Source organism: Zhenhengia sp., from assembly GCF_046966505.1.
Taxonomy (GTDB): Bacteria; Bacillota; Clostridia; order Lachnospirales; family Cellulosilyticaceae; genus Zhenhengia; species Zhenhengia yiwuensis.
Map to the genome: position 1 here is coordinate 67652 of NZ_JBKVCH010000002.1, position 22879 is coordinate 90530.

Below are 22879 nucleotides of genomic sequence, written 5' to 3' on the forward strand. Positions count from 1 at the left end.
AAACTAGATCACTTTTCTAAAGGAGGATTTATGATGAAAAAACCTATTTTTACAGGTTCTGGTGTTGCTATTATTACCCCATTTAATGAAACAGGGATTGATTTTGATAAATTAGGTAAACTTATTGAATGGCATATTGCAGAAGGCACAGATGCTATTATCATCTGTGGTACAACAGGTGAATCTCCAACACTTCCTATTGAGGAACATAAAGAAGCCATCCGTTATACAGTTGAAAAGGTAGCTGGGCGTATTCCTGTTATTGCAGGTACAGGCAGCAATGACACACATCATTCCATTGAAACAAGCCGTTATGCAGAAGCTGTTGGCGTAGATGCTCTTTTATCTGTAGTTCCTTACTACAATAAAACTTCTCAAAGAGGACTTTATGAACACTTTAGTGCTATTGCACATGCTGTTAAACTTCCTATTATTCTTTATAATGTACCAGGACGTACTGTACTTGATATGAGTCCTGAAACGACAGCTAAACTTGCTCAAATTGAAAATATAGTAGCTATTAAAGAATGTAACTTCTCTCATGTAGGTGAGCTTATGAACCTATGTCCTGAAGACTTTAGCATTTACTCTGGTGAAGATGGATTAGTACTTCCTTACCTTGCCTTTGGTGCTAAAGGGGTTATCTCTGTTATGGCTAACATTATTCCAAAAGAAACTCACGAACTTTGTCAAGCTTTCTTCGATGGTGATATCGATAAAGCAAGAGCGCTTCAACTTAAAACCCTTCCACTTGTTAAAGCACTTTTCTGTGAACCAAGCCCTGTACCAGTGAAAAAAGCTATGAACCTTATGAATATGAATGTAGGTAAATGCCGCCTACCACTTATTGATATGGAACCTCAGAATGAAGCTTTCCTAGTAGAAACACTAAAAAGCTATGGACTTATTAAATAATTCAGTACTAAAAAATGAGTAGGCCACTTATTACTAGCCTACTCATTTTTCTTTGCATTTTATTGCATCCCCTACAAACTCTATTATCTTTATAAGTTAGTTAAATTTTTAAGTGAAAAATCTAATATAGGTGCTGAATGTGTAAGTGCTCCGCAAGACACATAGTCTATACCTATTTCAGCAATCTCCTTAAGACGTGCTTTAGTAACATTCCCAGAGCATTCCGTTTCTGCTCTACCATTTACTAAGCTTACTGCTTTTTTCATCATCTCATTAGACATGTTATCAAGCATGATAATATCTGCTCCTGCTTCTAAGGCTTCTTCTAACATCTCTAGATTCTCAACTTCTACTTCAATCTTTCTTACAAATGGAGCATATTCTTTTGCTAAACGTATAGCTTCTTTTACACCACCAGCTGCCCCAATATGATTATCTTTAATTAGGATCCCATCTGATAAGTTGAAACGATGATTGTAGCCACCACCAACTTTAACTGCATACTTCTCAAAAACACGCATACCTGGTGTTGTTTTACGTGTATCTAAAAGTTTTGTAGGACTCCCTTTAAGCTCACTTACTAAACTATGTGTTAAAGTAGCAATACCGCTCATCCTTTGTAAGTAATTAAGCGCCACACGTTCACCTGATAAAAGAATTCTTGCATCACCTGTTACAGTTGCAATAAGGTCTCCTTTTTTAATATGATCTCCCTCATTAAAGAAAGTCTCAAATTCAGTTTCTCCTAGAAGTTCAAAAGTACGTTTAAAAACTGGAAGTCCTGCCAGGATACCATCTTCTTTACAAATCAGTTGAACCCTAGAACGTGTATTTTCTCTAATAATTGCTGCTGTTGTTACATCTTCACCGGTAATATCTTCCTGAAGTGCTAGACGTATTTTATCATCCACATTGATAGTCATTGTGACACCATTTATCATAAAAATCCCCATCCTTCTTTTTAATTTCTTCTAAGATTAGCGCTTTATAATCTTCTTCTAGTTTATCCATCTGATAGTTTTGTACATCTATAGGAACGCACTCATCTAGCACGCCTAGTCCTTCTTCTACTATACGGCATGCTGCTCTTTTGGCAAAGATTAAACTCTCAAGCAATGAATTACTTGCAAGCCTATTGCGGCCATGTACACCATTGCAGCTTGTTTCCCCTACAGCATAGAGGTTGTCCATTGTTGTCTTACTATACTTATCTACCTTAATGCCGCCCATAAAATAATGCTGCGCTGGCGTAACTGGAATAGGCTCTTTTAATAGATCATATCCCTCTTCCATACAACGCTCATAAATATTAGGGAAGCGTCTTTTAATCTTTTCTTCTCCTAAGTGCATAAGTGAAAGCCATACATAAGGGCTCTCATCTTTTATCATTTGGTCATAAATAGCTACACTTACCACATCTCTTGGTAAAAGTTCGTCTACAAAACGCTTACCTGCATGATTCAGAAGATAAGCCCCTTCTCCCCTTACTGCTTCGGATATCAGGAATCTTCTCCCCTGCATTTTACTATATAGTGTAGTAGGATGAATCTGAATATAATGAATGTCTTGGAGGGCTATATGATGTTTGAGAGCTATAGCCAGACTATCTCCCGTTAAATGTTTAAAGTTCGTAGAGTTTTCAAATAAACCTCCAATACCACCTGTTGCAAGTATAACCTTTTTGCTATAAATAGGCTGTATATATCCTTGGTGAGATACTACAATACCTTGGCATACATTCTCTTTAGTAATAAGATCTATCATAGTAGCATGGGTTACAAGCTCTATATTACCTTGCTCTTTAACACGTTCAATTAACTTTAAGGTAATCTCTTTTCCTGTTATATCTTGATGATGTAAAATACGATTAATACGATGAGCACCTTCCCTTGTATAAGAAAGTTCTCCATCTACCTTATCAAACTCCACTCCTAATGCAATAAGTTTTTCAATGGTATTGGTGGACTCACGAATCATAATATCAACAGACTCTCTATTATTTTCATAGCGACCTGCTTTCAAAGTATCTTCAAAGTAACAGTCATAATCCTCTTTATTTCTTAAGGTAGAAATGCCCCCCTGTGCCAAATAAGAGTCACTATCTTCTAATCCTTCTTTAGTTATCATAAGAATCTTTAAGTCACTTGGTAAATGAATTGCCCCATATAACCCAGCTACTCCAGTGCCTACTATAATAATGTCGTATGAATCACGCATACTATCCCTTCTTTTCCTTGTTTAATCTCTCTTAATCTGCTAGCCTATGCATTGCAAGAAGTGCTTCTTCTGCAGCTTTTCTTTCAGCTTCTTCTAATACAACTTCATACTTCATATCTCTTAAAGCTTCATAAAGCTTACTAAGTGTAATACGTTTCATATCTGCACATTCTTTTTTCTCCCCTACAAAGTAGAAGTTCTTATTTGGATTGTTCTTTTTAAGCTCATACAGAATACCTATTTCTGTACATACAATAAAAGAATCTGCTTGACTTTTAGCTACGTAATCAATAATACCTGTTGTACTTCCTACATAATCTGCTAAGTCTACAATTTCACTTGGACATTCCGGATGTACAAGTACTTGAGCTTCTGGTCTAAGTGCTTTTTCTCTAAGCACCGCTTCTTTCTGAATGCTTCTATGTATGTGACAGTAGCCATCATTAAAAATAAATTCTTTTTCTGGCACTTTAGATGCTACATAAGTCCCTAAATGCTGATCTGGCACAAAGAAAATTTTAGATTGTTTAAGGGCTTTTACAATATTTAAAGCATTTGCAGATGTAACACAAACATCAGATTCTGCTTTAATCTGCGCTGTTGAGTTAATATAGCATACTACAGCTAAGTCTTCATGCTCTTGTCTTACTTGTTTTATTTGCTGTGGTGTTACCATATGAGCCATAGGACAGTCTGCTACATCATCTGGTAATAAAACAGTTTTGTGTGGATTTAAGATTTTTGCACTTTCTCCCATGAATTTTACACCACAGAAAACAATAACTTGCTCTTTTGCCTCCCTTGCTACTTTTGATAGATAATAAGAATCACCTACATAATCCGCAATTTCTTGTAATTTATCATCTGTATAATAATGCGCTAAAATAATCGCATCCCTTTCTTCCTTTAACCTTTTAATCTCCTGCATATATTCTTCTGGTTTCATATTGCACCTCACCTCAATGTCATATAGGTGTTAATATATCACTAATTTTACTTTTTTACAATACATGTGTCTTGTCATATGTATTATTTTTTTATCCATATGTATTGCTTCCTTATAAAGGTATAAAAAAAAGACTACCCAATTGGGTAGCCTTTTAATAAGAACGTTCTAATAACATTGTAACGATTTCGAGTAAAATCTCTTTATACGGATTATCCGGGAGTTTATGAATTTCTTTATACGCTTTATCTGTATATTTCTTAGCAAGCTTTTGTGCTTTTTCAATGCCTCCGTAGTTTTTCACAAGCTGAATAATCTGTTCTACATCTGCATCTTCATAAACTTCTTTCTCTAAAAGATTTATAAGATCCTGTGGCTTCTTCTCTAAAGCATAAATAAGAGGAAGGTTATAAACGCCTTCTCGTATATCTTTACCTTGATCTTTTCCTACAGTCTTTTCATCACCTTTATAATCCAGAATATCATCAATAATCTGGAATGCCATCCCTACATGATGCCCAATACGGTGAAACCTCTTAGATAATCTCATATTACAGCCACTCTCAGCTGCTCCAATATAAAGACTTAATGAGAAAAGTTCTGCTGTTTTACCTGCAATACGTCTTAAATAATTTTTAAGTGAAACATCTGTGTCAAATCGAGAATTAAGCTGTTCAATTTCTCCAAGACAGATGCGAGACATAGCTCTGCTATCCATCTGAATACTTTGCAGTGACGCCGTCTGAGCAAGAATTTTAAAACAAATACAGAATAGGTAATCACCAATATATACGGCATATTCCTTCCCATATTTAGATTGAATGGTCTCTCTCCCACGTCTTAGCTTAGCATCATCAATGACATCATCATGAACCAGGGTAGCCATGTGAAAGAGCTCCACAACAGCAGATAAAGCACGAACTTTCTCTGATTCATAGTCTCCAAAATGCGCTGCAAGAATTGTAAAGGCAGGCCTAATCATCTTTCCATTAGCATGTACAAGTTCTTTAATTGAGTTCTCAATTATTTTATCCTTGCACTTTGCATTTTCATCCATCAAGTCAATAATTGCTTCAAGTTCTAGTTTAATCTCCGGATATCTATTCCAAATGATATGCATGCCTTTACCTCTTTCTACTAACTACTTTTTATAAATGTGACCTTTGCCACCTACCCAAAAGTCACCAACTACCTTATTAATCCAAGGTAATACATAATGGTCTAAACCAAATGTGCGTCCGCTGCCATTCATAAGAGCAATACTTCCGAAGAAGAACCATAAAATATCCCATCCAGCCATTGCTGATAATACAAAGTTAATAACCATAAATGCTGAAGCTGCTGATGCAAGCCATGTAAATAAACCAGCAATTAATGCAAGACCAATACCAATCTCAGTAGCTACTACGATTGTTTGGAAGAATACTGCTACGTCTGGATTTGGAATGAAAATTTGCATAATAGATTCATAGAAATTAGGCATTTCTTTAAGGATTGGCTCTGCAAAAGTAGTAGCTGCGTCACCTGCTTGTGATGCTGAAGATACAGCATCATATAGCCACTCAAATGGCATTTTTACATTACCAGCTTTAATCCAGCTGTCTGAACCGATTGTGAAAGCAAATTCACCTTTTTGAAGAAGAGCATCCCATGCTGCATCCCATGTGCCTTCACCAACTAATTTTTTAAGACCTTCGATTAACCATAAAATACCGATATAGAATCTAAGTGGTAAAGTCCATAAACGGTTACCAAGTGAAGAAATATGCCCACGCATAATATTTCTATTTTGTTTCATTCCGAAGAATTCATGTTGTAAGTAATGATATACTGCGTAAACGTTTAACACACCAAATAAATAGTACATATTCACAATGTGTTTCATAACCATAGCAAAGAAACCAGATAATTTAATACCTGAAAGGTTAGCTACGCCATAACGTCCACCAATAGATACCATGAATCCATGGTAGTTACCTTTGAATTTTGATTTTTCTTTATTATCAATAGAAGCAATGATGTTTTTAGCAGCTGTTGCAGCTGTTTGTTCTGCAGCTTCTACAATTTGAGGGTTTGTACAGTTGCCATTTTCCTCATTATATGCACAGTCACCTATTACATATACATTTTCGTAACCTTCTGCTTGCATATATTCATTTGCTTTAAGACGATTTGCACGTGTTTTTGGTGCATCAAGAGCTACTGCACTTTCAGCACATTGGATACCACATGTCCAAATAAGTGTATGTGTAGCAATCTTTCTACCATCTTTAAGTGTAATACCTTCTGCTGTTACTTCTGTAATTGGAGCATTTTTCATGACTTCAATTTTATGTTTTGTCATGTATTTTTCTGCTTTTGCTGCTTGCTGTTGATCAAGCATATTTAAAATAGAGCCTGCTGCCTCTACAACATATACTTTTACTTCTTCTACATCTACATGGTATTTTGCTGCAAGTGTGTCTTTCCACTCTAAAAGCTCCCCTGCCATTTCGATACCAGTAAATCCAGCACCTGCTACAATGAAAGTAAGAAGTTCTTTTCTTCTTTTTTCATCTCTTTCTAAAGATGCTTTTTTGAACTGCTCTTTAATGTGCTCGCGAATTGTGAGCGCATCATCTAATGACCATAAGCTAAAGCCATGTTCTTTAACACCTGGCACGCCAAAGTATGCCGGCTCGCTACCAAGACCTACCATTAAGTATGAATATGCATATGTACCATGTGTTGTTTTAACAACTTGCTTCTCTAAATCAACATTTTCAATGTAATCTACAACTACATTTACTTTAGTTCTATGGAAAATTTTATGAAGATCTAACTTAACAGATTCTTCTGGAACACGTCCACCTGCTACTTCATGAAGCTCTGTCATAAGTGTGTGGTATGGATTTTTATCAATGATTGTAATCGTTACATCATTATTTTTTTTGTACTTCTTAGCGAGTTTCTTCGCTGCGTGTACACCAGCATAGCCTGCACCTAAGATTACAATATTCTTCGCTGCCATATCTTGTCTCCTTTTCTAGCTTATATAAATTTTAATTCTTTAACTACCATATATTACACAAAATACCTATTAATGTCTAGTTTAAAAATTAACATTTTATATTAAAAAACTAATTTATGTTATTTTTATTTTAACTTATAATTAATTTTTTATCTATAGTTTTTAATCATTTTCCATCAATTTCTTTTATTAATTATAACTTATTTTACTATATAGTAAGAATTATGTTTTGTCTATTAATAATTTATTAATTTTTTATTTATCTTTTATTCATATATAATCTCTAAAATAAGTGAGTGCTTTTTAACAAAGTACATTTTAAATTTTACTCATGTATAAGAGGAGAAAAAAAATGAAAATGAAAAAACTTTTAGCTTTAATCTGTGCATCTGTACTTGCAATTGGAGCTCTTACTGCTTGTTCTTCAAAAGAAGACACTCCAGCTCAATCTGAAGCAACTACACCAGCTGAGACAGACAAAAACACTGAAGCTACTGGCTTACAAGATGGAACATACAGAGCTGAATACGATAAAGAAGATTCACGTGGCTGGAAAGCATTCGTAGAAGTAACAGTTGCTGATGGAAAAATGACAGAAGTAAACTTTGACTACATCAATGCTGATGGTGCTTTAAAATCAGAAGATGAAGGCTACAATACAAGCATGAAAGAAAACGCAGGTACAAATCCAGCTGAATTCAAAGTTGCTTTAGCAGAAAGCTTAATCGCTTCTCAAGATCCAACTAAAGTTGATGCTGTAACAGGTGCAACAAGTTCTTCTGAAGAATTTGTTACTTTCACAACAGCACTTATGGAACAAATGCAAGCAGGTAATACAGACGTATTAGTACTTGCTGCTCCAGCTGAATAATAACTTTTATTAAATGGGGTGTTCGGTTTTCCGAACATCCTTTTTATTTTTATCCCATAGCCTACTTCTAACATTTAGGGTATGCTATAGTAAATGTGAAAGGAGATTACTTTTTATGTGTAATTTTAAAAAACGCTTCGGCCTATTCATGTGCTGTTTAACTTTAATGATTTTTACAGGGTGTGGGTTAGACTCTAATAGCTCAAAAAAACCATCCCCTTCAGATCCACTTAGACGTACTGAAGTTTTAATGGGTACAACTGTAAGTGTTTCTCTCTTTGACCACCAAGATGAAACTATTTTAGATGAAGCCTTCGAACGGGTGAAACTTCTTGAAAATGAATTAAGTCTTAATAAAGATAGCACGCTTCTAACAGAACTTAATGCCTCTGCGGGTACAACCCCTCATCCCGTCAATGATGTACTCTTTGATATTGTACAAAAAGGATACTACTACAGTGAACTTACAGATGGCTCTTTTGATGTATCTGTGGGACCTCTTGTAAAGCTTTGGAACATTGGTCTTCCTGAAGCTCGTGTGCCTTCTACCGATGAAATTCAAAATGTGTTGCCACTTATAAATTATAAACAAATAGAGTTAGATGAAGAGGCTAAAACAATCTACCTTCAAACACCAGGTATGCAACTTGACCTTGGCGGAATTGCAAAAGGCTATACAGCTGATAGTCTTGCCACGCTTCTTAAAAGTAAAGGTGTTGAGCATGCACTTATTGATTTAGGTGGTAATATTTATGCACTTGGTACTAAAGTAGATGGCTCTTTATGGAAAGTAGGTATTCAAGATCCTTTCGAAAGCCGTAATAATACAGTAGGCTATATACCTATTGCTAATCAATCTGTCGTTACTTCTGGTATATATGAGCGCTACTTAGAGGCTGATGGTAAAAAATATCACCATATTTTAGACCCTTCTACAGGGTATCCTTTCGATAATGAAATTGCCGGTGTGACTATTATTAGTGAGACTTCTATAGATGGAGATGCTCTTTCAACAGCAGTTTTCTCGAAAGGGCTTGAAGAAGGGCTTGAGTTTGTTAAGTCACTTCCTAATATAGATGCCATCTTTATTACTAAAGACTCCAAAGTTTATCTAACAGACGGTATTAAAGATGATTTTGTACTGACTAATGGTGCCTTTACATTAGGGAATTAACTCTATTCCTCTGCAAAAAGAGTGTCATCCATGACTGTATTCATGGATGACACTCTTTTTCTTAAATTTCTATTCTATTTATAGACATACTTTGCTGCAACATTAATTGCTGCTTGATGTTGTGGGTCTACTACTGCTGCAATATTACCCTCTTTATGTCTTTTACTACCTCTAAAGTGTAAATCTATAACACCATTCATACCATTCCCCTTAATCTCATTTAAGGAGTCCCCTGCATGTGGCATACCAGCAAGTGATGCTGCTAAATAACGTCCATTAAACTCTACAATAACTGGACGTCTTTCCCAGCTAAAGCCACCCCATATCCCCTTAATAACTTGTGTATCTGCCTTTGTCAGCGCCTCCACATCTGCATGGTTTGTGCCAAAGGTACGCTTGATTTTGAATCTCTTGCCTGTATATACATCTAAAACAGTAGCTACGCTCCCTCTTGGCATTACTTGGTTTGCCGTAGCCCAATTTAGTACTTCTACTTTTTGAGTTTTAAACTCTTTAACTGGAAGGAGCTTTAAACTCGTATCCTTTAACTGATCTTTATAAATAAATCCTTCAGTTTGATCTGATAATACTACATTGTACCAATTCCCTGATTGATAAAGTACACTAACAATCTCCCCTACTACAAGCTCTTCTACTAACTGTGCATTTGGCGAAGGTTCCTTCCTTACCTTAGTTCCTTCTACTGTAACAGGTGCTATGACTTTTCTAATATGTAGAAGGTTTTTATCAATTTCCGCTATCTGGCCTTCTATATCAATTCTATAAGTATCCTTTTCCTCTTGGAGATCCACTACTCGTAGATTGCTTCCTTTGCTGATTTCATAAATAGCACGTGCTTCATTGCAATAAGCTACTGCGCCTTTATCTTGTACAACTGCAAATACGTTAGCAAAAATAGGCACGCTTTGCATCATCAGTAATCCTAAAAAAGCTTTCTTCATAAGTTGTTGTTTCATGTGTAATCTCCTCGGGCTTATATTATTATGTGATTATTAAAATGTATTACATAATTGTTAAGTAATCCTATTTTAATCAAATTACACACCTTTATCAAGCTTTTCGGGAGTATTTATACTTATATCAAAACTATTACAACACTTTACTTAAAAAGAGTTTCGTACGCTCTTCCTTAGGATTTTCAAAGACTTCCTTAGGATGACCTTGTTCTAAAATTTTTCCCTCATCCATAAAAACAAGTCGTGTTCCTACTTCTTTGGCAAAGCCCATTTCATGAGTTACAATCATCATGGTCATCCCTTCTTGAGCAAGTTCCTTAATAACTTCTAATACCTCTTTAACCATCTCAGGATCAAGAGCAGAAGTTGGTTCATCAAAGAGCATCACTTCTGGATTCATAGCTAAAGCACGTGCAATAGCAATCCTTTGCTTTTGTCCACCTGAAAGCTTGTTAGGGTATTCATTCGCCTTTTCTTTAAGCCCTACTTTATCTAAAAGTTTATATGCTATTTCTTTTGCTTCTTCTTCACTCATTTTTTTCACTTGAATTGGAGCAAGTGTAATATTTTCTAATACCGTCATATGTGGAAAAAGATTAAAATGTTGAAATACCATGCCTACTTTTTGACGTATTTCATTAATATCTATACTTTTATCTGTAATATCTACACCGTCAATAAGGATCTGACCTTGCGTTGCTTCTTCCATATAGTTGATACAACGTAGGTAGGTAGACTTACCGGAACCAGATGGTCCAATGACAACGACTACTTCTCCTTTATTTATAGAGTCATCAATTCCCTTTAATACTTTTAAATCCCCGAAACTTTTACATAATCCTTTAACCTCTATCACAAATTTCACCTCTTTTTATACATTCTCTAAGTTTCCTAGGAAATATTTCCCTAAAATCTACCTTTATTCATTCTTTTCTCAATCACACGCATAATGATTGTAAAGGTACTTGTGAGTACAAGATATGTTATAGTCACAATCAGAATTGGCCATATAAAGCTTCCTGTATCTGACATCATAATGTTGCCTGCACGCATAATATCACGTCCACCAATCATACCAATAACGGCAGTTTCCTTAATTAAGACTATAAATTCACTTACAAGCGCTGGAAGCATTTGTCTAAATGCCTGTGGTATAATAATAAGTTTCATTGTTTGAAAATAAGAAAGTCCAAGTGAACGTCCTGCTTCCATTTGGCCCTTATCGATACCTTGAATACCTGCTCGAATAAGCTCTGCCATATAGGCGCCACTATTAATCCCAAAAGAGATTCCTCCTACTACAGGACGCGCCATAACTACATCAGCTAATACAACAAGCCAAATAAAACTTACTTGTACAATAGCTGGTGTTCCACGAATAATATCTACATAAAGCTTAGCAATCCCCTTAAGGATTTTCTCTAACCATTTAAGTTTTCTTGGAAATTCAGAGACTTGAATAATCGCTACAAAAATACCAATGATTAAACCAATAACTGTAGCAATAGCCGTCATAAGTAAAGTTTCTTGTATACCACTTAAAAGGGTCATGTAATACTTTCTTTCTATAAAAGTATTAAAAAACGCAATCATTGTTTCATAACTAAACATAAAATTCCTCCCTCATCTGAAAAACTTCACCTATAGGTATGTCCCCCTATAGGTGAAGTTCAATACTCTTATTCTTATTCTGTTTTACCGAAGTATTTCTCGCAAAGTGCATCATAAGTACCATCAGCTTGAATTTCTGCAAGTATTTCATTAATATCCTCTAAGAGTTCGGTATTACCTTTTTTTACAGCAAGTGCATAGTTTTCATTAATGAATGGTGCTTCTATAATTTTAACACCTTCGTAGTTTGCTACAATTTTTTTAGCTGGTTCTTCATCTAGTACAACAGCATCAATTTTACCAAGGCTAAGTTCTGCTACAGCTAAAGCACCTTTATCAAATTGAATAACTTCAATTGTACCGCCATTTTCTTCTGATGTATAACCTGATACGAAAATATCTCCTGTTGTACCAAGTTGTACCCCTACTTTTTTATCAACTAAATCTTCTGCTTCTACAATATTATCATTATCTTCTTTAACAATAATAACTTGTTTAGATGCGAAGTAGTTGTCTGAAAAGTCTACTTGTTTCGCACGTTCTTCATCTACTGTCATACCTGCTGCCACAAAATCAACTTTTCCACTAGCTACAGCCCCAAGCAATTGATTAAATTCCATATCTTCTACCTTAAGTGTTTTGCCAAGTTTCTCTGCAATGATTTTACTAATATCCACATCAAATCCTACGATTTCATTGCCTTGGATTTCTTCGAATGGAGGAAATGTGGCATTTGTACCCATTACAATCACATCTTCACTTTTACTGCATCCAGTAAATGTTCCTAAGCTTAATATCCCTGCTAAAACAACTGCACTCATTTTTAATAATTTATTTATTTTCATCTTTTAATCCTCCCAAAAATTAATTTTTATACCGTAATTCAATTATTCATCCACTATACGCATAATTATAAACAGTTATGAATGAATAGTCAATAGCTTTTTTCTTTATTTCCTCCTTTATCCTAGTATAAATCTCAATATATCTGTTCTAATCCCTTATAAATACTAGCCTTAATCTTTTCTAATGAATTTTAAATTTTTATTCCTCTATTTCCTCTTATAAATTTTACCAAACATATGTTTTGTGTACAGGCAACCTGTGGATAATGTGTATAAGTCTGTTTATAACTTGATTATTATAGGTTTGTCCCATTATTTTCATGTGAATAACTTGTTTATTCTATGTATAAAACTCAATTTATCTGTATTGTAAACACACTTATGTTTATACATCAAAAATAAGAAAATAACTCCATAGCTATTCTATAAAGTAAACCTTTTCTTAATAAGAATTTATCTATGCCCCCTATTTCTTTCGCTAAATAATCTTAGATTCTCTTTAGTGACAAGAAACACTCCTCTTAGATACTATTAAAAAAAGTGGACATATTTATTTTGAATCCTTTATATCCGTAGAAAAGTATAACCTTACTAGATTATAAAAAAAGAGCGAATAAACCTTCTTATAAGGAAGGATTTTATTCACTCTTTCATTTTTATCTTATTTGATTTTATAAATGTTTTAATTAAGCAAGTACTTCTCTAGCTACTTTCATAACATGTTCTACAGTAAATCCATGTTTTTTGAAGATAAGATCAGCTGGTGCTGACTCACCAAATGTGTCCATAGAAATGATTGCACCTTCGAAGCCTGTATATTTATGCCAGCCGAATGAGCTTGCTGCTTCTACTGCAATACGTTTTGTTTTATTTTTTGGAAGTACTTCTTCTTGGTATGCTTTATCTTGCATATCGAATAAATCTGTAGATGGCATACTTACAACTGCTGCTTTAATGCCTTCTTTAGCAAGCTCTTTTGCTGCTGCTTCAATAAGTTGTACTTCTGAACCTGTAGCAATAAGGATGATATCTGCATCTTTTGATGCTACATCACCAATGATGTATCCACCACGTTTTACATTAGTACCTGTACCAGCAAGATATGGTAAGTTTTGACGTGTAAGAACAAGTGATACTGGATGGTCTTTGCTGTTTAATGCATATTCCCAAGCAGCTACTGTTTCTTTACCATCAGCTGGACGGATTGTAACCATGTTTGGCATACTACGAAGCATTGCAAGTTGCTCGATTGGTTGGTGTGTTGGACCATCTTCCCCTACACCAATACTATCGTGTGTAAGTACGTATGAAACTGGTAAGTTCATAAGTGCTGCAAGTCTCATAGAGTTTTTCATATAATCACTGAATACAAAGAATGTAGAACAGTATACTTTCATGCCACCGTGTACAGCCATACCATTTGCGATAGCTGCCATAGCATGTTCACGGATACCAAAGTGAAGGTTACGTCCTTCGTAGCTATCTTTTTGGAAATCACCTTTGCCTTCCATATATGTTTTTGTAGAAGGTGCAAGGTCAGCTGAACCACCTACAAAGTTCTCTACTTTATTAGCAATTTGGTTAATAATCTCATAGGATGTTTGACGAGTTGCAAGTGCTTTTGAAGTATCTGCATAGTTTGCATATAATTCTTCAAGACTTACTTCTTTGTCGCTATGCCATGCTGCCCATTCTTTTGCAAGTTCTGGGTAAGCTTTAGCGTAGTTTTCAAATAGTGTATTCCATGCTGCTTCTTTAGCTGCATTTTCTTCATTGATTGCCTTGATGTTTGCTTTAACTTCGTCTTCTACGAAGAATGCTTCATCATGGTGATTTAAGAATTTTCTTGTTTCAGCAATGTTGTCATTTCCTAAAGGTTCGCCGTGTGCACTTGCTTTACCTTGTTTAGCAGGACAACCATAACCAATTTGTGTTTTCACTTCAATGAAGTTTGGTTTACCAGATGCTTTTGCTGCTGTAATAGCATTTGAAATGGCTTCTATATCATTACCATCTTCTACTAAGAATGTAGCAAATCCTTGTGCTTCAAAACGTGCTCTTACATTTTCAGTGAAAGCGATATCTGTATTTCCTTCGATTGTAATATTATTTGAATCGTATAATACGATTAATTTATCAAGACCTAATGATCCTGCAAGTGATGCAGCTTCGTAGCTAATACCTTCCATAAGACAGCCATCACCTACTAAAGCATAAGTATAATGGTCTACAACGTCATAACCTTCTTTGTTGAAGTGTGCTGCTAAGTGGCGTTCTGCCATAGCCATACCTACTGCTGATGCAATCCCTTGTCCAAGTGGTCCTGTTGTAAGTTCTACACCTACTGTATGACCGTATTCTGGATGACCTGGTGTAAGGCTTCCTTCTTGTCTAAAGTTTTGAAGGTCCTCTATTGTAAGGCCATACTCAAATACGTGAAGTAAAGAGTAAAGTAATGCTGAACCGTGACCTGCTGATAATACAAAGCGGTCTCTATTTGCCCATTTTGGATTATGTGGGTTGTGTACTAAATGTTTGCCCCATAATGTATAAGCCATTGGCGCAGAACCAAGTGGTAAACCTGGATGTCCTGAATTCGCTTTTTGAATGGCTTCGGCGGACAAAATACGGATAGTGTTAATTGTCTTTTGGTCTACTAAATTCATTTAAAATTTCCTCCTTAAAATACATACAGCTATTCATATACCTATTTTTCATTATAATATGCTTTGTTCATATTGTATACAAGTTTTAACAGAAGTTTCCCTTTTTCTACTCTTTATGAGTTTTTTATTAAAGACAGACCTTTGTATTCACTTCGCTTATCTCTATAACTAATGCTTTTATTATTTGTATAAATCTCAGAAAATATAGCTGCTGGTTAATTATACAAAAAAGACTCTCACTTAACTTAATTATAAGTCATATGAGAGTCTCTTCTATTTCCACTTGCCAAGACATTATTCTAATCTTCTTTTATAACACTTTCACTTATATATAAACTGACTGGCAGTTTATTATAACGATCTAAATGATAGTGATGATATGGGAATTTAGGAATATTCTTTGTATCCTCTTCTTTAATTACTATTGTTGTGCTTGGCTTAATGACTTCACCATCTTTTATAGGTAATCCTTGAATTAAATTAAGGAACTGCTCATAAACGGATAAATCTGTGTAATGATTTGTAGCAATATCACCTACTGTAATACCTGGATTAATATACATAAGCTCTACTTGACGGTTACGTTTAACGCCAAATTTAAAGGTAAATAGGCCTTCTGTCTCACTATCTTTTAAAATTTTCTTAGCATATCTTGAAAGCTTTGTATGCATGGCCTTTGAAACATCTGCTGGCATATAAATGTATTTCACAGCTTCATCATTTAAAACTTCTTCCTGTACTGGATAAGTGCATACCTTATCTCCAGCTTTTAATGCTGTAATACTTAAGAACCTATCATAATCATTGATTTCCTCAATAAGCCATTCAATAGCAGACTCATCGATTTCAAATAAGAAATTCTCTAAATCATCTTTTGTGTATACATCAAGTACATCATAACGATTTTCATAAATTTGATACAGTCTAAAAGGAAGTTCAATTTGTTCCATTTGTTTAAAGAATGTAAGCTTGTTATTTTGGTGATAATACTTAGGTGTAGGTACCTCACAAAGCTCAGCTGCTGTAAGCTGATGCACACGGTTACCTATAAGTTGTAAACCGTCACCACTTGGGTAAATCACATGCTCTTTCATAAATTTGGATGATAGAACAGGTGGATTACCTGTGCATAAAATAATAGCATCTGTTTTAAGAGCAAGTCTTTTAATCGTATCTTCTGTAATAGGTGCTGTAATATGTGTATCACAAGTTTCCCCTGCTATATTATTAAGTTCAGGTTCCAGAAGAACTGTTTTAATACATCTTTTTTTAGCTTCTATACAAATCATATTGGCAAGGAGATTGCCTCCTACAATACCTAAAGTTTCTATTTGATTCATCTTTGTTCCTCCATCTTTATTGAAGTAAGTAATTAACCACCTCTAAAGCTTTTTCCATATTTTTAGGTGGGTTGATTAGTGAAATTACAAGAGGTTCTAAAATGGTAGCACCTTGGAAGGCATTAGACTTTTCGATTTTAATACCATAAACGTGTTCTTTGCCATCTTCTGCACCTTTAGCTGTAAGAAGATGGTCTTTATGTGCTTCAAGTATTGGCTTAAATTCTGGTACTTCTTCAAGTGGCATAAATGGATCGAAGCCCTCTATCTCCATATATCTGTCAAAACGTGCCTGAGACATAGCAAAAACATCTGCTTCTCGTACTTGTATTTTCAGCATCATCATTTGGTCATTTACAATCGTTGCTTGGTCTGTCACACTCCAGTCTGCAGGAATATAATAAATATCTGAATTAAAGTTTTCCTTGAAGTAAGCCCTATCTAATTCTTCTTTATCTGTATCAAGGGTCATCATAGCTGTTACAATAAGGTGATTATCAAAATTAGGTTTTGGCTTAAGCATAGTATAGACCAGATTACCTACTAAAAGTACACCTATTATTGTACCTAATATAGTAAATCTGTAATATTCCCAGATATACTCTAGTTTTTGCTTGCTGTTCATACTCTTAAACTTTTCTTTATTTGTTTTCATTGTATACTACTCCTTCTTCTCTTATTCCCTCTTTTACTTCATTTTTTCCTATGCTATACTTGAAGCAGAATTATTTATATTACTATCATAATTTAATACTATAATTATACCATATGTACATGGTATGTACTTTAAATATTTTTAAGGAGGACTTTTCATCATTATGCAATGGTTATATAAGCTTGAAAAAAAGTTTGGTAAATATGCTATTCCCAATTTGATGCTGTATATTTTATCTTTACAAGCTATCGTGTTTTTAGCCGTTAATTTACTAGGTCCAGGCATTTTAAGTGCACTTGTATTTGATAGAGATTTAATTTTATCTGGACAAGTTTGGAGACTTATTACCTTTATCTTTGTACCAGATGACTTCAATCCACTGTGGTTTATCTTAATGCTTTTTATTTATTACTCTATTAGCAATCAGATTGAACGTATTATCGGAAGCTTTAACTTCAATGTATTTTACTTCTCTAGTATTATTGCGACAATTGCTGTATGTTTTATCTTCGATATTAGATTACTTTCTCTTGCTTACTACATTAATTTATCTTTATTTATTGCCTTTGCTACACTTATGCCTGATGCAACATTTTATTTATACTTCTTTATACCATTTAAGGCAAAATACTTATTAGTCTTCTACTTTGTGATTTTAGGTATGCAAATGCTTACTGGTGGTCTTCCTACAATTGCTTTAATCTGTTCTTCTTTGCTTGGATACTTCATCTTCTTTGCGTATCCAGCACTTAAGCATCAGAAATTACGTCGTAAAGGGCTAGCAGGGCAAAAACAATTTAGAGCTGCTAAACGTGAATTAGATGCAGAAAAACGTGCACCTATTAAAGTAGCTTTCCACAAATGTCATGTCTGTGGTAAAACAGAATTAGATGATCCAGATATGGAATTTAGATACTGCTCAAAATGTAACGGTAACTATGAATACTGCATGGATCATCTAAGAGACCATGAGCATGTAAAATAAATTATCTTACACACGGACATGTACGCTTAATAAGAAATGAACATTCTAAAGGGAGTGCTATAAAACGAGTTTATACCAGTTTTGTAGCACTCCCTTTTCTTATTAGTTATTAGTGAGTTATTGATTCTTTATTACTTACCCTATTATTTATTTACTTATCTTACTACGTATTTCTTATCTTCCTGCCTGCTTCCTATCCTCTTACTTAGTCCTTATCTTCTTGTCTACTTCTTATCCTCTTACTTAGTCCTTATCTTCTTGTCTACTTCTTATCCTCTTACTTAGTCCTTATCTTCTTGCCTACTTCTTATCCTCTTACTTAGTCCTTATCTTCTTGCCTACTTCTTATTTCTTATTGCAGTACTCTTCTACCATAAAAATAAGTTCATGTAACACTGGCATAAGCAGGATAATGCCACTAGCCTGTAAACCTTTTGGATGTATGTAATAACCAAGTAAAGTAAGAATAAGCCCAAATGTAAGGATGAGACACCCTGTAAGGAAGGACTGTGCCTTAGTTGAACGTACTTTAGCATGATCTCCATAGGCTAGTAGTGCATAAAGAGGTACAACCGTTGATGTGCCTAATAGATTAAAAAATAAAGGCACAATCCATATATGTCGCATCATCTTATAAGTGACTAATTTCTTATTCTCATAAATAGGTACGCTATAAGCATGATGCCAGCCACTTGCTATAACCAGTAAACCTTCTATAATATGTAAGATTCCAACCAGGCTAACGAGCATGGGATAATTGAGTTGATAGAAATTTTTCCCTATAATCCGCATTACTCCTTCGATCATAAAAGCTACTGGAATCACATAAGAAAAGCAACCAAATCTCGGGTGTATCATAATGAGTAAAAAGGCAATAGGTATTAAAACTAGAATATTAGTATCTACTTCAAAATTGATTCCCTTATAAGATAGAAGATAGCTCCCTATAATACCTATGAATATCCCTACTATCAAATCTTGTCCAATTGCACCGACTAAATATTTGAAAGGGATTTTTCCCTTTATCTTTTCTATTTGTCTTTTGTACACAACTATGCTATATAAGACCATAATAAAAAAAATGGGGTCTCCTAATATGAGCCCCATTTTCCTAGCCATATACAGTATAGCATACTGTACAAAAGCCGTCATAGTTAGCCCCCTACCTTATTGAATCTGCTCTCTTAATACCTCTACAGCTTTTTGAAGCTGTAAGTCTTCATTGTATTCTAACTTAGCTTTTATCATAAGTTCAGGTGCTAAATCCACTTTATAATCTGGTTCAATACCTTCTCCTTGGATACACACACCACTTGGAGTAAAGTATTGAGAAGTTGTTACTTTAATAGCTGATCCATCTGTAAGCGGCATAATGGTTTGCACAATACCTTTACCAAATGTACGATTACCTACAAGAATAGCTCTATTATGATCTTTTAAAGCCCCTGATAAAACTTCTGAAGCACTTGCACTTCTTTCATTAACAAGTACTACGATAGGTATATCTACATACTGATCATCTGAAGTCATTTCTTTGACTTTACCATTTTTATCTTTTGTTGAGACAATAACTCCTTCTGGAATGAGTTCATCTACTATTTGAACTGTTACATCTAAAAGACCACCTGTATTATCACGTAGGTCAATAATAAGCCCTTCAGCGTTAGCTTTTGTACCTTCATCTAATGCTTCTTTAAACTGGTCATAGGTAAGCTCTTCAAAGGAACTAATTTTAATGTAATTGATATCCCCTTCTAACATTTTATGTGAGACTGAAGGATAAATGACATTTTCACGCTTCATTTCTAAATCTAATGTTTCATTGGTTGAAGGTCTAAAGACAGTCACAGTAACTTTTGTTCCTGGCTTACCTTTAATAATTTTAGGTGCTTCATTAAAGTCATCTCCTGTGAGGGGCTGCCCTTCTGCTCCTACAATTTTATCCTTTGATAACATACCCGCTTTTTCTGCAGGAGAACCTTCAAATACATCTGTTACAAGAATAGTATTATCTGTCTGGTCAACCATCATTTGTACACCAATTCCTGCATAGACACCACTTGTCTTTTCCATAATACTGTCAAATTCTTCTTTTGTATAATAAGTAGTATACGGGTCACCCACAGAAGATACAAGCCCTTTATAAATGCCTTCCTCCATCGCTGTCTTATCCAGTTCACCAACATAATATTTGTCTAATGTTTTTTCAATGACTTCAATCTTTTTATCAATAAAATCATATTTGTCTGCAAATACTGTCATCCCAAATAAGATAGTTGTTGATAATACAAAGCCAATTGCTGTACCTTTTATAAAACTTTTCTGTTTCACTTTGTATCACATCCTTAAAATGAATTAATGATAGGTTACGTCAAACTGTAAATTCTTATCCTTATTTTAGTACCTCTATTGCTTTTTGCACTATAACGTCATTCTCTAGTTTTAACATACCTGTTGTAACAAGTTCTAATGTATTATCTGTAGTAGTTTTCTGTGCAACATCTGGTGTAATGCCCTCATCCATAATCTGATTACCTGTAGCATCTAATACAATACCTGTAGTGATAGAAAGGCCTGAGCCATCTTCTAAAGGAACACGTATATGTGTTGTGCCATTTCCTGCTGTCTTGTCACCTACTACAAGGCCTCTATCAAAAGCCTGCACAGCTGCTGGGAAAGCTTCTATAACACCTTCAGTAAATGTACTCGTTAGGACTACTAGCGGTATATCATAAAGAGCTTCTGTAGTACTATAAGGCGTAACTGAACCATCTTTGTTCTTTACAGAAAAGACCTCTTCATTACCGATAAAAAGATTAGTCAAAGCTTGTACAGCTTCACAGTTGCTACTTGACGCACTTCTAAGGTCTAAAATCAGCTGTGTAGCACCGTCACTAAGCAATTGATCAATAGATTGCTTTAATAAATTCGGTGTATCCTCTACCAGGCCGCTTAGCTCAATATAACCAATATGATCTTTTAGTAACTTAGAGTCAATTAGATTAACCTCTACTACATCTACTACAAGCTGAACCGTTTTGGTTTCAGTCTCCTCATTATTCATAAACACATATTCGACCGGATTGTTTCCTGTATAGGCTAACTTTTCATAGATTTTTGTATCGTTAGAGCCCATGGCCTTGATGCCATCAATTTCAAAGATTTTATCTCCTACTACGATACCTGCTTGATCAGCAGGAGAGTTAGGCACTACATCCGTTACGACTAAATGTTGGTTCGTAATCCCCCATGTGAAACGAATGCCTGTACCAATATAATTTCCCTGCTCTTCTGTTTCTTCTTTGCTGAAGTTATCGGCATCTAGGTAAGTCGTATAACCATCGCCTACACCATACACATAGCCTTTATAAATTCCCTCAATCATATCCTCATTATTACTTTCGCCAATATATGCTGTACGAATAACCTCACTAAGCGCCTTAGCTTTCGTTTGATTATAAGCACTCTTATTTAATAGCCCCGGCCCCTTCTGAAAATCAGCTATAACTCCACCTTGACCATTGCTATTTAAATAACTTATTCCATATAAAGTGCCAACGCTTATAACCCCAACTAAAATACCAGCGCCAACACCCATCCATCCTCTTTTCTCCACTAGCCTACCTCCTTAGGGACGGTTCATCCATTTTTATTATTTATTGAATCTTTCTCTTATTTCTTGGTAATACTCTAATATCTTTTATAGAAAGGAATTCCTTTATATGCCTAGAGTTGCACGTATTAAAACTAATAACAGTATGTTTCATATTATGATTCATTCTATCTCAGAAATTCAATTATTTAATGATACAGAGGATAAAGAAATTTACTTAGCCCTTATTAAAAAGGCCAAGGCTAAATTTAACTTTAAACTCTATTCTTTTGCACTTATGAATACACATGCTCATCTAGTTATTGATTGTTTTGGGAGTGACATTTCTAAAGTTATGCATTACCTAAATCTTTGCTACTCTATCCATTACAATAATAAATATAATCGTCGTGGTCCTGTGTTTCAGGACCGATTTAAAAGTAAAATCATTGATTCTACTAAATACCTCATTAATGTATGTACTTATATTCATGCCAATCCCAAAGATCTCTTAGGTAAGGATAATAAATTAATAGACTATCCTTATAATAGTTTAATTGATTACATGCAAGGTTGCAATCGATTTAAAATTCTCGATTCTTCTTTTTTAGTCACCTTATTAGGACTAAATCAAACTATAAACAAAAAACAATATTATAGCTTTATTAGTCATGATATAGATACTTCTATTATTAAAGATGTCGAAATTCCTTTCTATATGTCACAATCTAATACTACCAGAACGTACATTCCCCGCCTATTATCCCCAGATCTTATTATTAACTATGTAGCTCACTATCTTAATGTTTCTCCTAAGTATATTTATATGAAGTATTCTCATGAATATACAACCTTACGTGCATTAACTTGTTTTATGCTCCATGCCTTTTCAAATCTATCCCATAAAGCTATTAGTAAGTTGCTTGGTAATATTTCTATATCACGTATATCTTCTCTTATTAATCACGGCGTATATCTTGCAAGCCATATTTCTATTGTTGAAGATTTTATCCATCTTAATGCTCAATAGAAAAATAAACCTCTATAAGCTTACTGCTCATACAGGTTTATTTCC

The 22879-nt window shown here is 34.6% G+C and carries 20 protein-coding genes; 5 read left to right on the forward strand and 15 right to left on the reverse strand.

All coding sequences use genetic code 11. The features are described from left to right. Positions 1-33 precede the first annotated feature (33 nt). The gene (gene dapA, locus ACLTBU_RS02770; protein ID WP_412217442.1) at positions 34-915 is read left to right on the forward strand and encodes a 4-hydroxy-tetrahydrodipicolinate synthase; all 882 of its coding nucleotides are present in this window, start codon (positions 34-36) and stop codon (positions 913-915) included. An 89-nt stretch (positions 916-1004) separates the two neighbouring features. On the opposite strand, the gene nadC is transcribed toward dapA, so the two are convergent. The 5 genes from nadC to ACLTBU_RS02795 all read right to left on the reverse strand — a co-directional run bounded on the left by nadC (position 1005) and on the right by ACLTBU_RS02795 (position 7088). Then, complete coding sequence (gene nadC / locus ACLTBU_RS02775; protein ID WP_412217725.1) at positions 1005-1853, reverse strand: carboxylating nicotinate-nucleotide diphosphorylase; 849 nt, start codon at positions 1851-1853, stop codon at positions 1005-1007. After that, on the reverse strand, positions 1819-3132 hold the full coding sequence (locus ACLTBU_RS02780) for an L-aspartate oxidase (protein WP_412217445.1): 1314 nt from the start codon (positions 3130-3132) through the stop codon (positions 1819-1821). The genes nadC and ACLTBU_RS02780 overlap by 35 nt, the downstream gene beginning before the upstream one ends. A gap of 31 nt (positions 3133-3163) precedes the next feature. Further along, positions 3164-4078 (reverse strand): quinolinate synthase NadA, encoded by a 915-nt coding sequence (nadA, locus tag ACLTBU_RS02785; RefSeq protein ID WP_177670811.1) that lies wholly within the window; start codon positions 4076-4078, stop codon positions 3164-3166. A 154-nt stretch (positions 4079-4232) separates the two neighbouring features. Further along, on the reverse strand, positions 4233-5198 hold the full coding sequence (locus ACLTBU_RS02790; protein WP_177670809.1) for a polyprenyl synthetase family protein: 966 nt from the start codon (positions 5196-5198) through the stop codon (positions 4233-4235). Between the two features lie 21 nt (positions 5199-5219). Next, on the reverse strand, positions 5220-7088 hold the full coding sequence (locus tag ACLTBU_RS02795; RefSeq protein ID WP_320651647.1) for an FAD-dependent oxidoreductase: 1869 nt from the start codon (positions 7086-7088) through the stop codon (positions 5220-5222). A gap of 352 nt (positions 7089-7440) precedes the next feature. On the opposite strand from ACLTBU_RS02795, the gene ACLTBU_RS02800 reads away from it, so the two are divergent. Next, positions 7441-7959 (forward strand): FMN-binding protein, encoded by a 519-nt coding sequence (locus tag ACLTBU_RS02800; protein ID WP_412217450.1) that lies wholly within the window; start codon positions 7441-7443, stop codon positions 7957-7959. Between the two features lie 115 nt (positions 7960-8074). Continuing rightward, positions 8075-9133, forward strand: coding sequence for an FAD:protein FMN transferase (locus tag ACLTBU_RS02805; protein WP_412217452.1), 1059 nt, complete (start codon positions 8075-8077; stop codon positions 9131-9133). A gap of 74 nt (positions 9134-9207) precedes the next feature. Here the strand turns inward: ACLTBU_RS02805 and ACLTBU_RS02810 are convergent, their stop codons facing one another. The 7 genes from ACLTBU_RS02810 to ACLTBU_RS02840 all read right to left on the reverse strand — a co-directional run bounded on the left by ACLTBU_RS02810 (position 9208) and on the right by ACLTBU_RS02840 (position 17227). Next, the gene (locus ACLTBU_RS02810; RefSeq protein WP_412217455.1) at positions 9208-10110 is read right to left on the reverse strand and encodes an SH3 domain-containing protein; all 903 of its coding nucleotides are present in this window, start codon (positions 10108-10110) and stop codon (positions 9208-9210) included. A gap of 133 nt (positions 10111-10243) precedes the next feature. Beyond that, positions 10244-10966: an ATP-binding cassette domain-containing protein gene (locus ACLTBU_RS02815; protein WP_177670801.1), complete on the reverse strand. Its 723-nt coding sequence runs from the start codon at positions 10964-10966 to the stop codon at positions 10244-10246. Between the two features lie 50 nt (positions 10967-11016). After that, positions 11017-11721 carry an amino acid ABC transporter permease gene (locus ACLTBU_RS02820; protein WP_177670799.1) on the reverse strand — a complete coding sequence of 235 codons (705 nt, stop codon included), beginning with the start codon at positions 11719-11721 and terminating at the stop codon, positions 11017-11019. 74 nt (positions 11722-11795) lie between these two features. Further along, positions 11796-12566, reverse strand: a complete 771-nt coding sequence (locus tag ACLTBU_RS02825; protein ID WP_177670797.1) for a basic amino acid ABC transporter substrate-binding protein — start codon at positions 12564-12566, stop codon at positions 11796-11798. A 686-nt stretch (positions 12567-13252) separates the two neighbouring features. Then, entirely contained in the window at positions 13253-15232 is a 1980-nt protein-coding gene (gene tkt / locus ACLTBU_RS02830) for a transketolase (RefSeq protein WP_412217458.1), read from the reverse strand. A 299-nt stretch (positions 15233-15531) separates the two neighbouring features. Beyond that, on the reverse strand, positions 15532-16572 hold the full coding sequence (locus ACLTBU_RS02835; RefSeq protein ID WP_412217460.1) for an ATP-grasp domain-containing protein: 1041 nt from the start codon (positions 16570-16572) through the stop codon (positions 15532-15534). A 16-nt stretch (positions 16573-16588) separates the two neighbouring features. Then, positions 16589-17227 (reverse strand): hypothetical protein, encoded by a 639-nt coding sequence (locus ACLTBU_RS02840; RefSeq protein WP_177670792.1) that lies wholly within the window; start codon positions 17225-17227, stop codon positions 16589-16591. 163 nt (positions 17228-17390) lie between these two features. Between ACLTBU_RS02840 and ACLTBU_RS02845 the strand changes: the two genes are divergently transcribed. Beyond that, on the forward strand, positions 17391-18212 hold the full coding sequence (locus ACLTBU_RS02845) for a hypothetical protein (RefSeq protein ID WP_337528592.1): 822 nt from the start codon (positions 17391-17393) through the stop codon (positions 18210-18212). 345 nt (positions 18213-18557) lie between these two features. Here ACLTBU_RS02845 and ACLTBU_RS02850 read toward each other — a convergent pair whose 3' ends face one another. The 3 genes from ACLTBU_RS02850 to ACLTBU_RS02860 all read right to left on the reverse strand — a co-directional run bounded on the left by ACLTBU_RS02850 (position 18558) and on the right by ACLTBU_RS02860 (position 21828). Continuing rightward, positions 18558-19364, reverse strand: coding sequence for a hypothetical protein (locus ACLTBU_RS02850; protein ID WP_412182306.1), 807 nt, complete (start codon positions 19362-19364; stop codon positions 18558-18560). A gap of 15 nt (positions 19365-19379) precedes the next feature. Continuing rightward, a complete protein-coding gene (locus ACLTBU_RS02855; protein ID WP_177670787.1) occupies positions 19380-20543 on the reverse strand; it encodes a S41 family peptidase in 1164 nt (387 codons plus the stop codon). A 61-nt stretch (positions 20544-20604) separates the two neighbouring features. Beyond that, positions 20605-21828 carry a S41 family peptidase gene (locus ACLTBU_RS02860; RefSeq protein WP_412217464.1) on the reverse strand — a complete coding sequence of 408 codons (1224 nt, stop codon included), beginning with the start codon at positions 21826-21828 and terminating at the stop codon, positions 20605-20607. Positions 21829-21934: 106 nt separating this feature from the next. Here ACLTBU_RS02860 and ACLTBU_RS02865 point away from each other — a divergent pair, with 106 nt between their 5' ends. Further along, a complete protein-coding gene (locus ACLTBU_RS02865; protein WP_412217467.1) occupies positions 21935-22834 on the forward strand; it encodes a transposase in 900 nt (299 codons plus the stop codon). Positions 22835-22879: the final 45 nt, after the last annotated feature.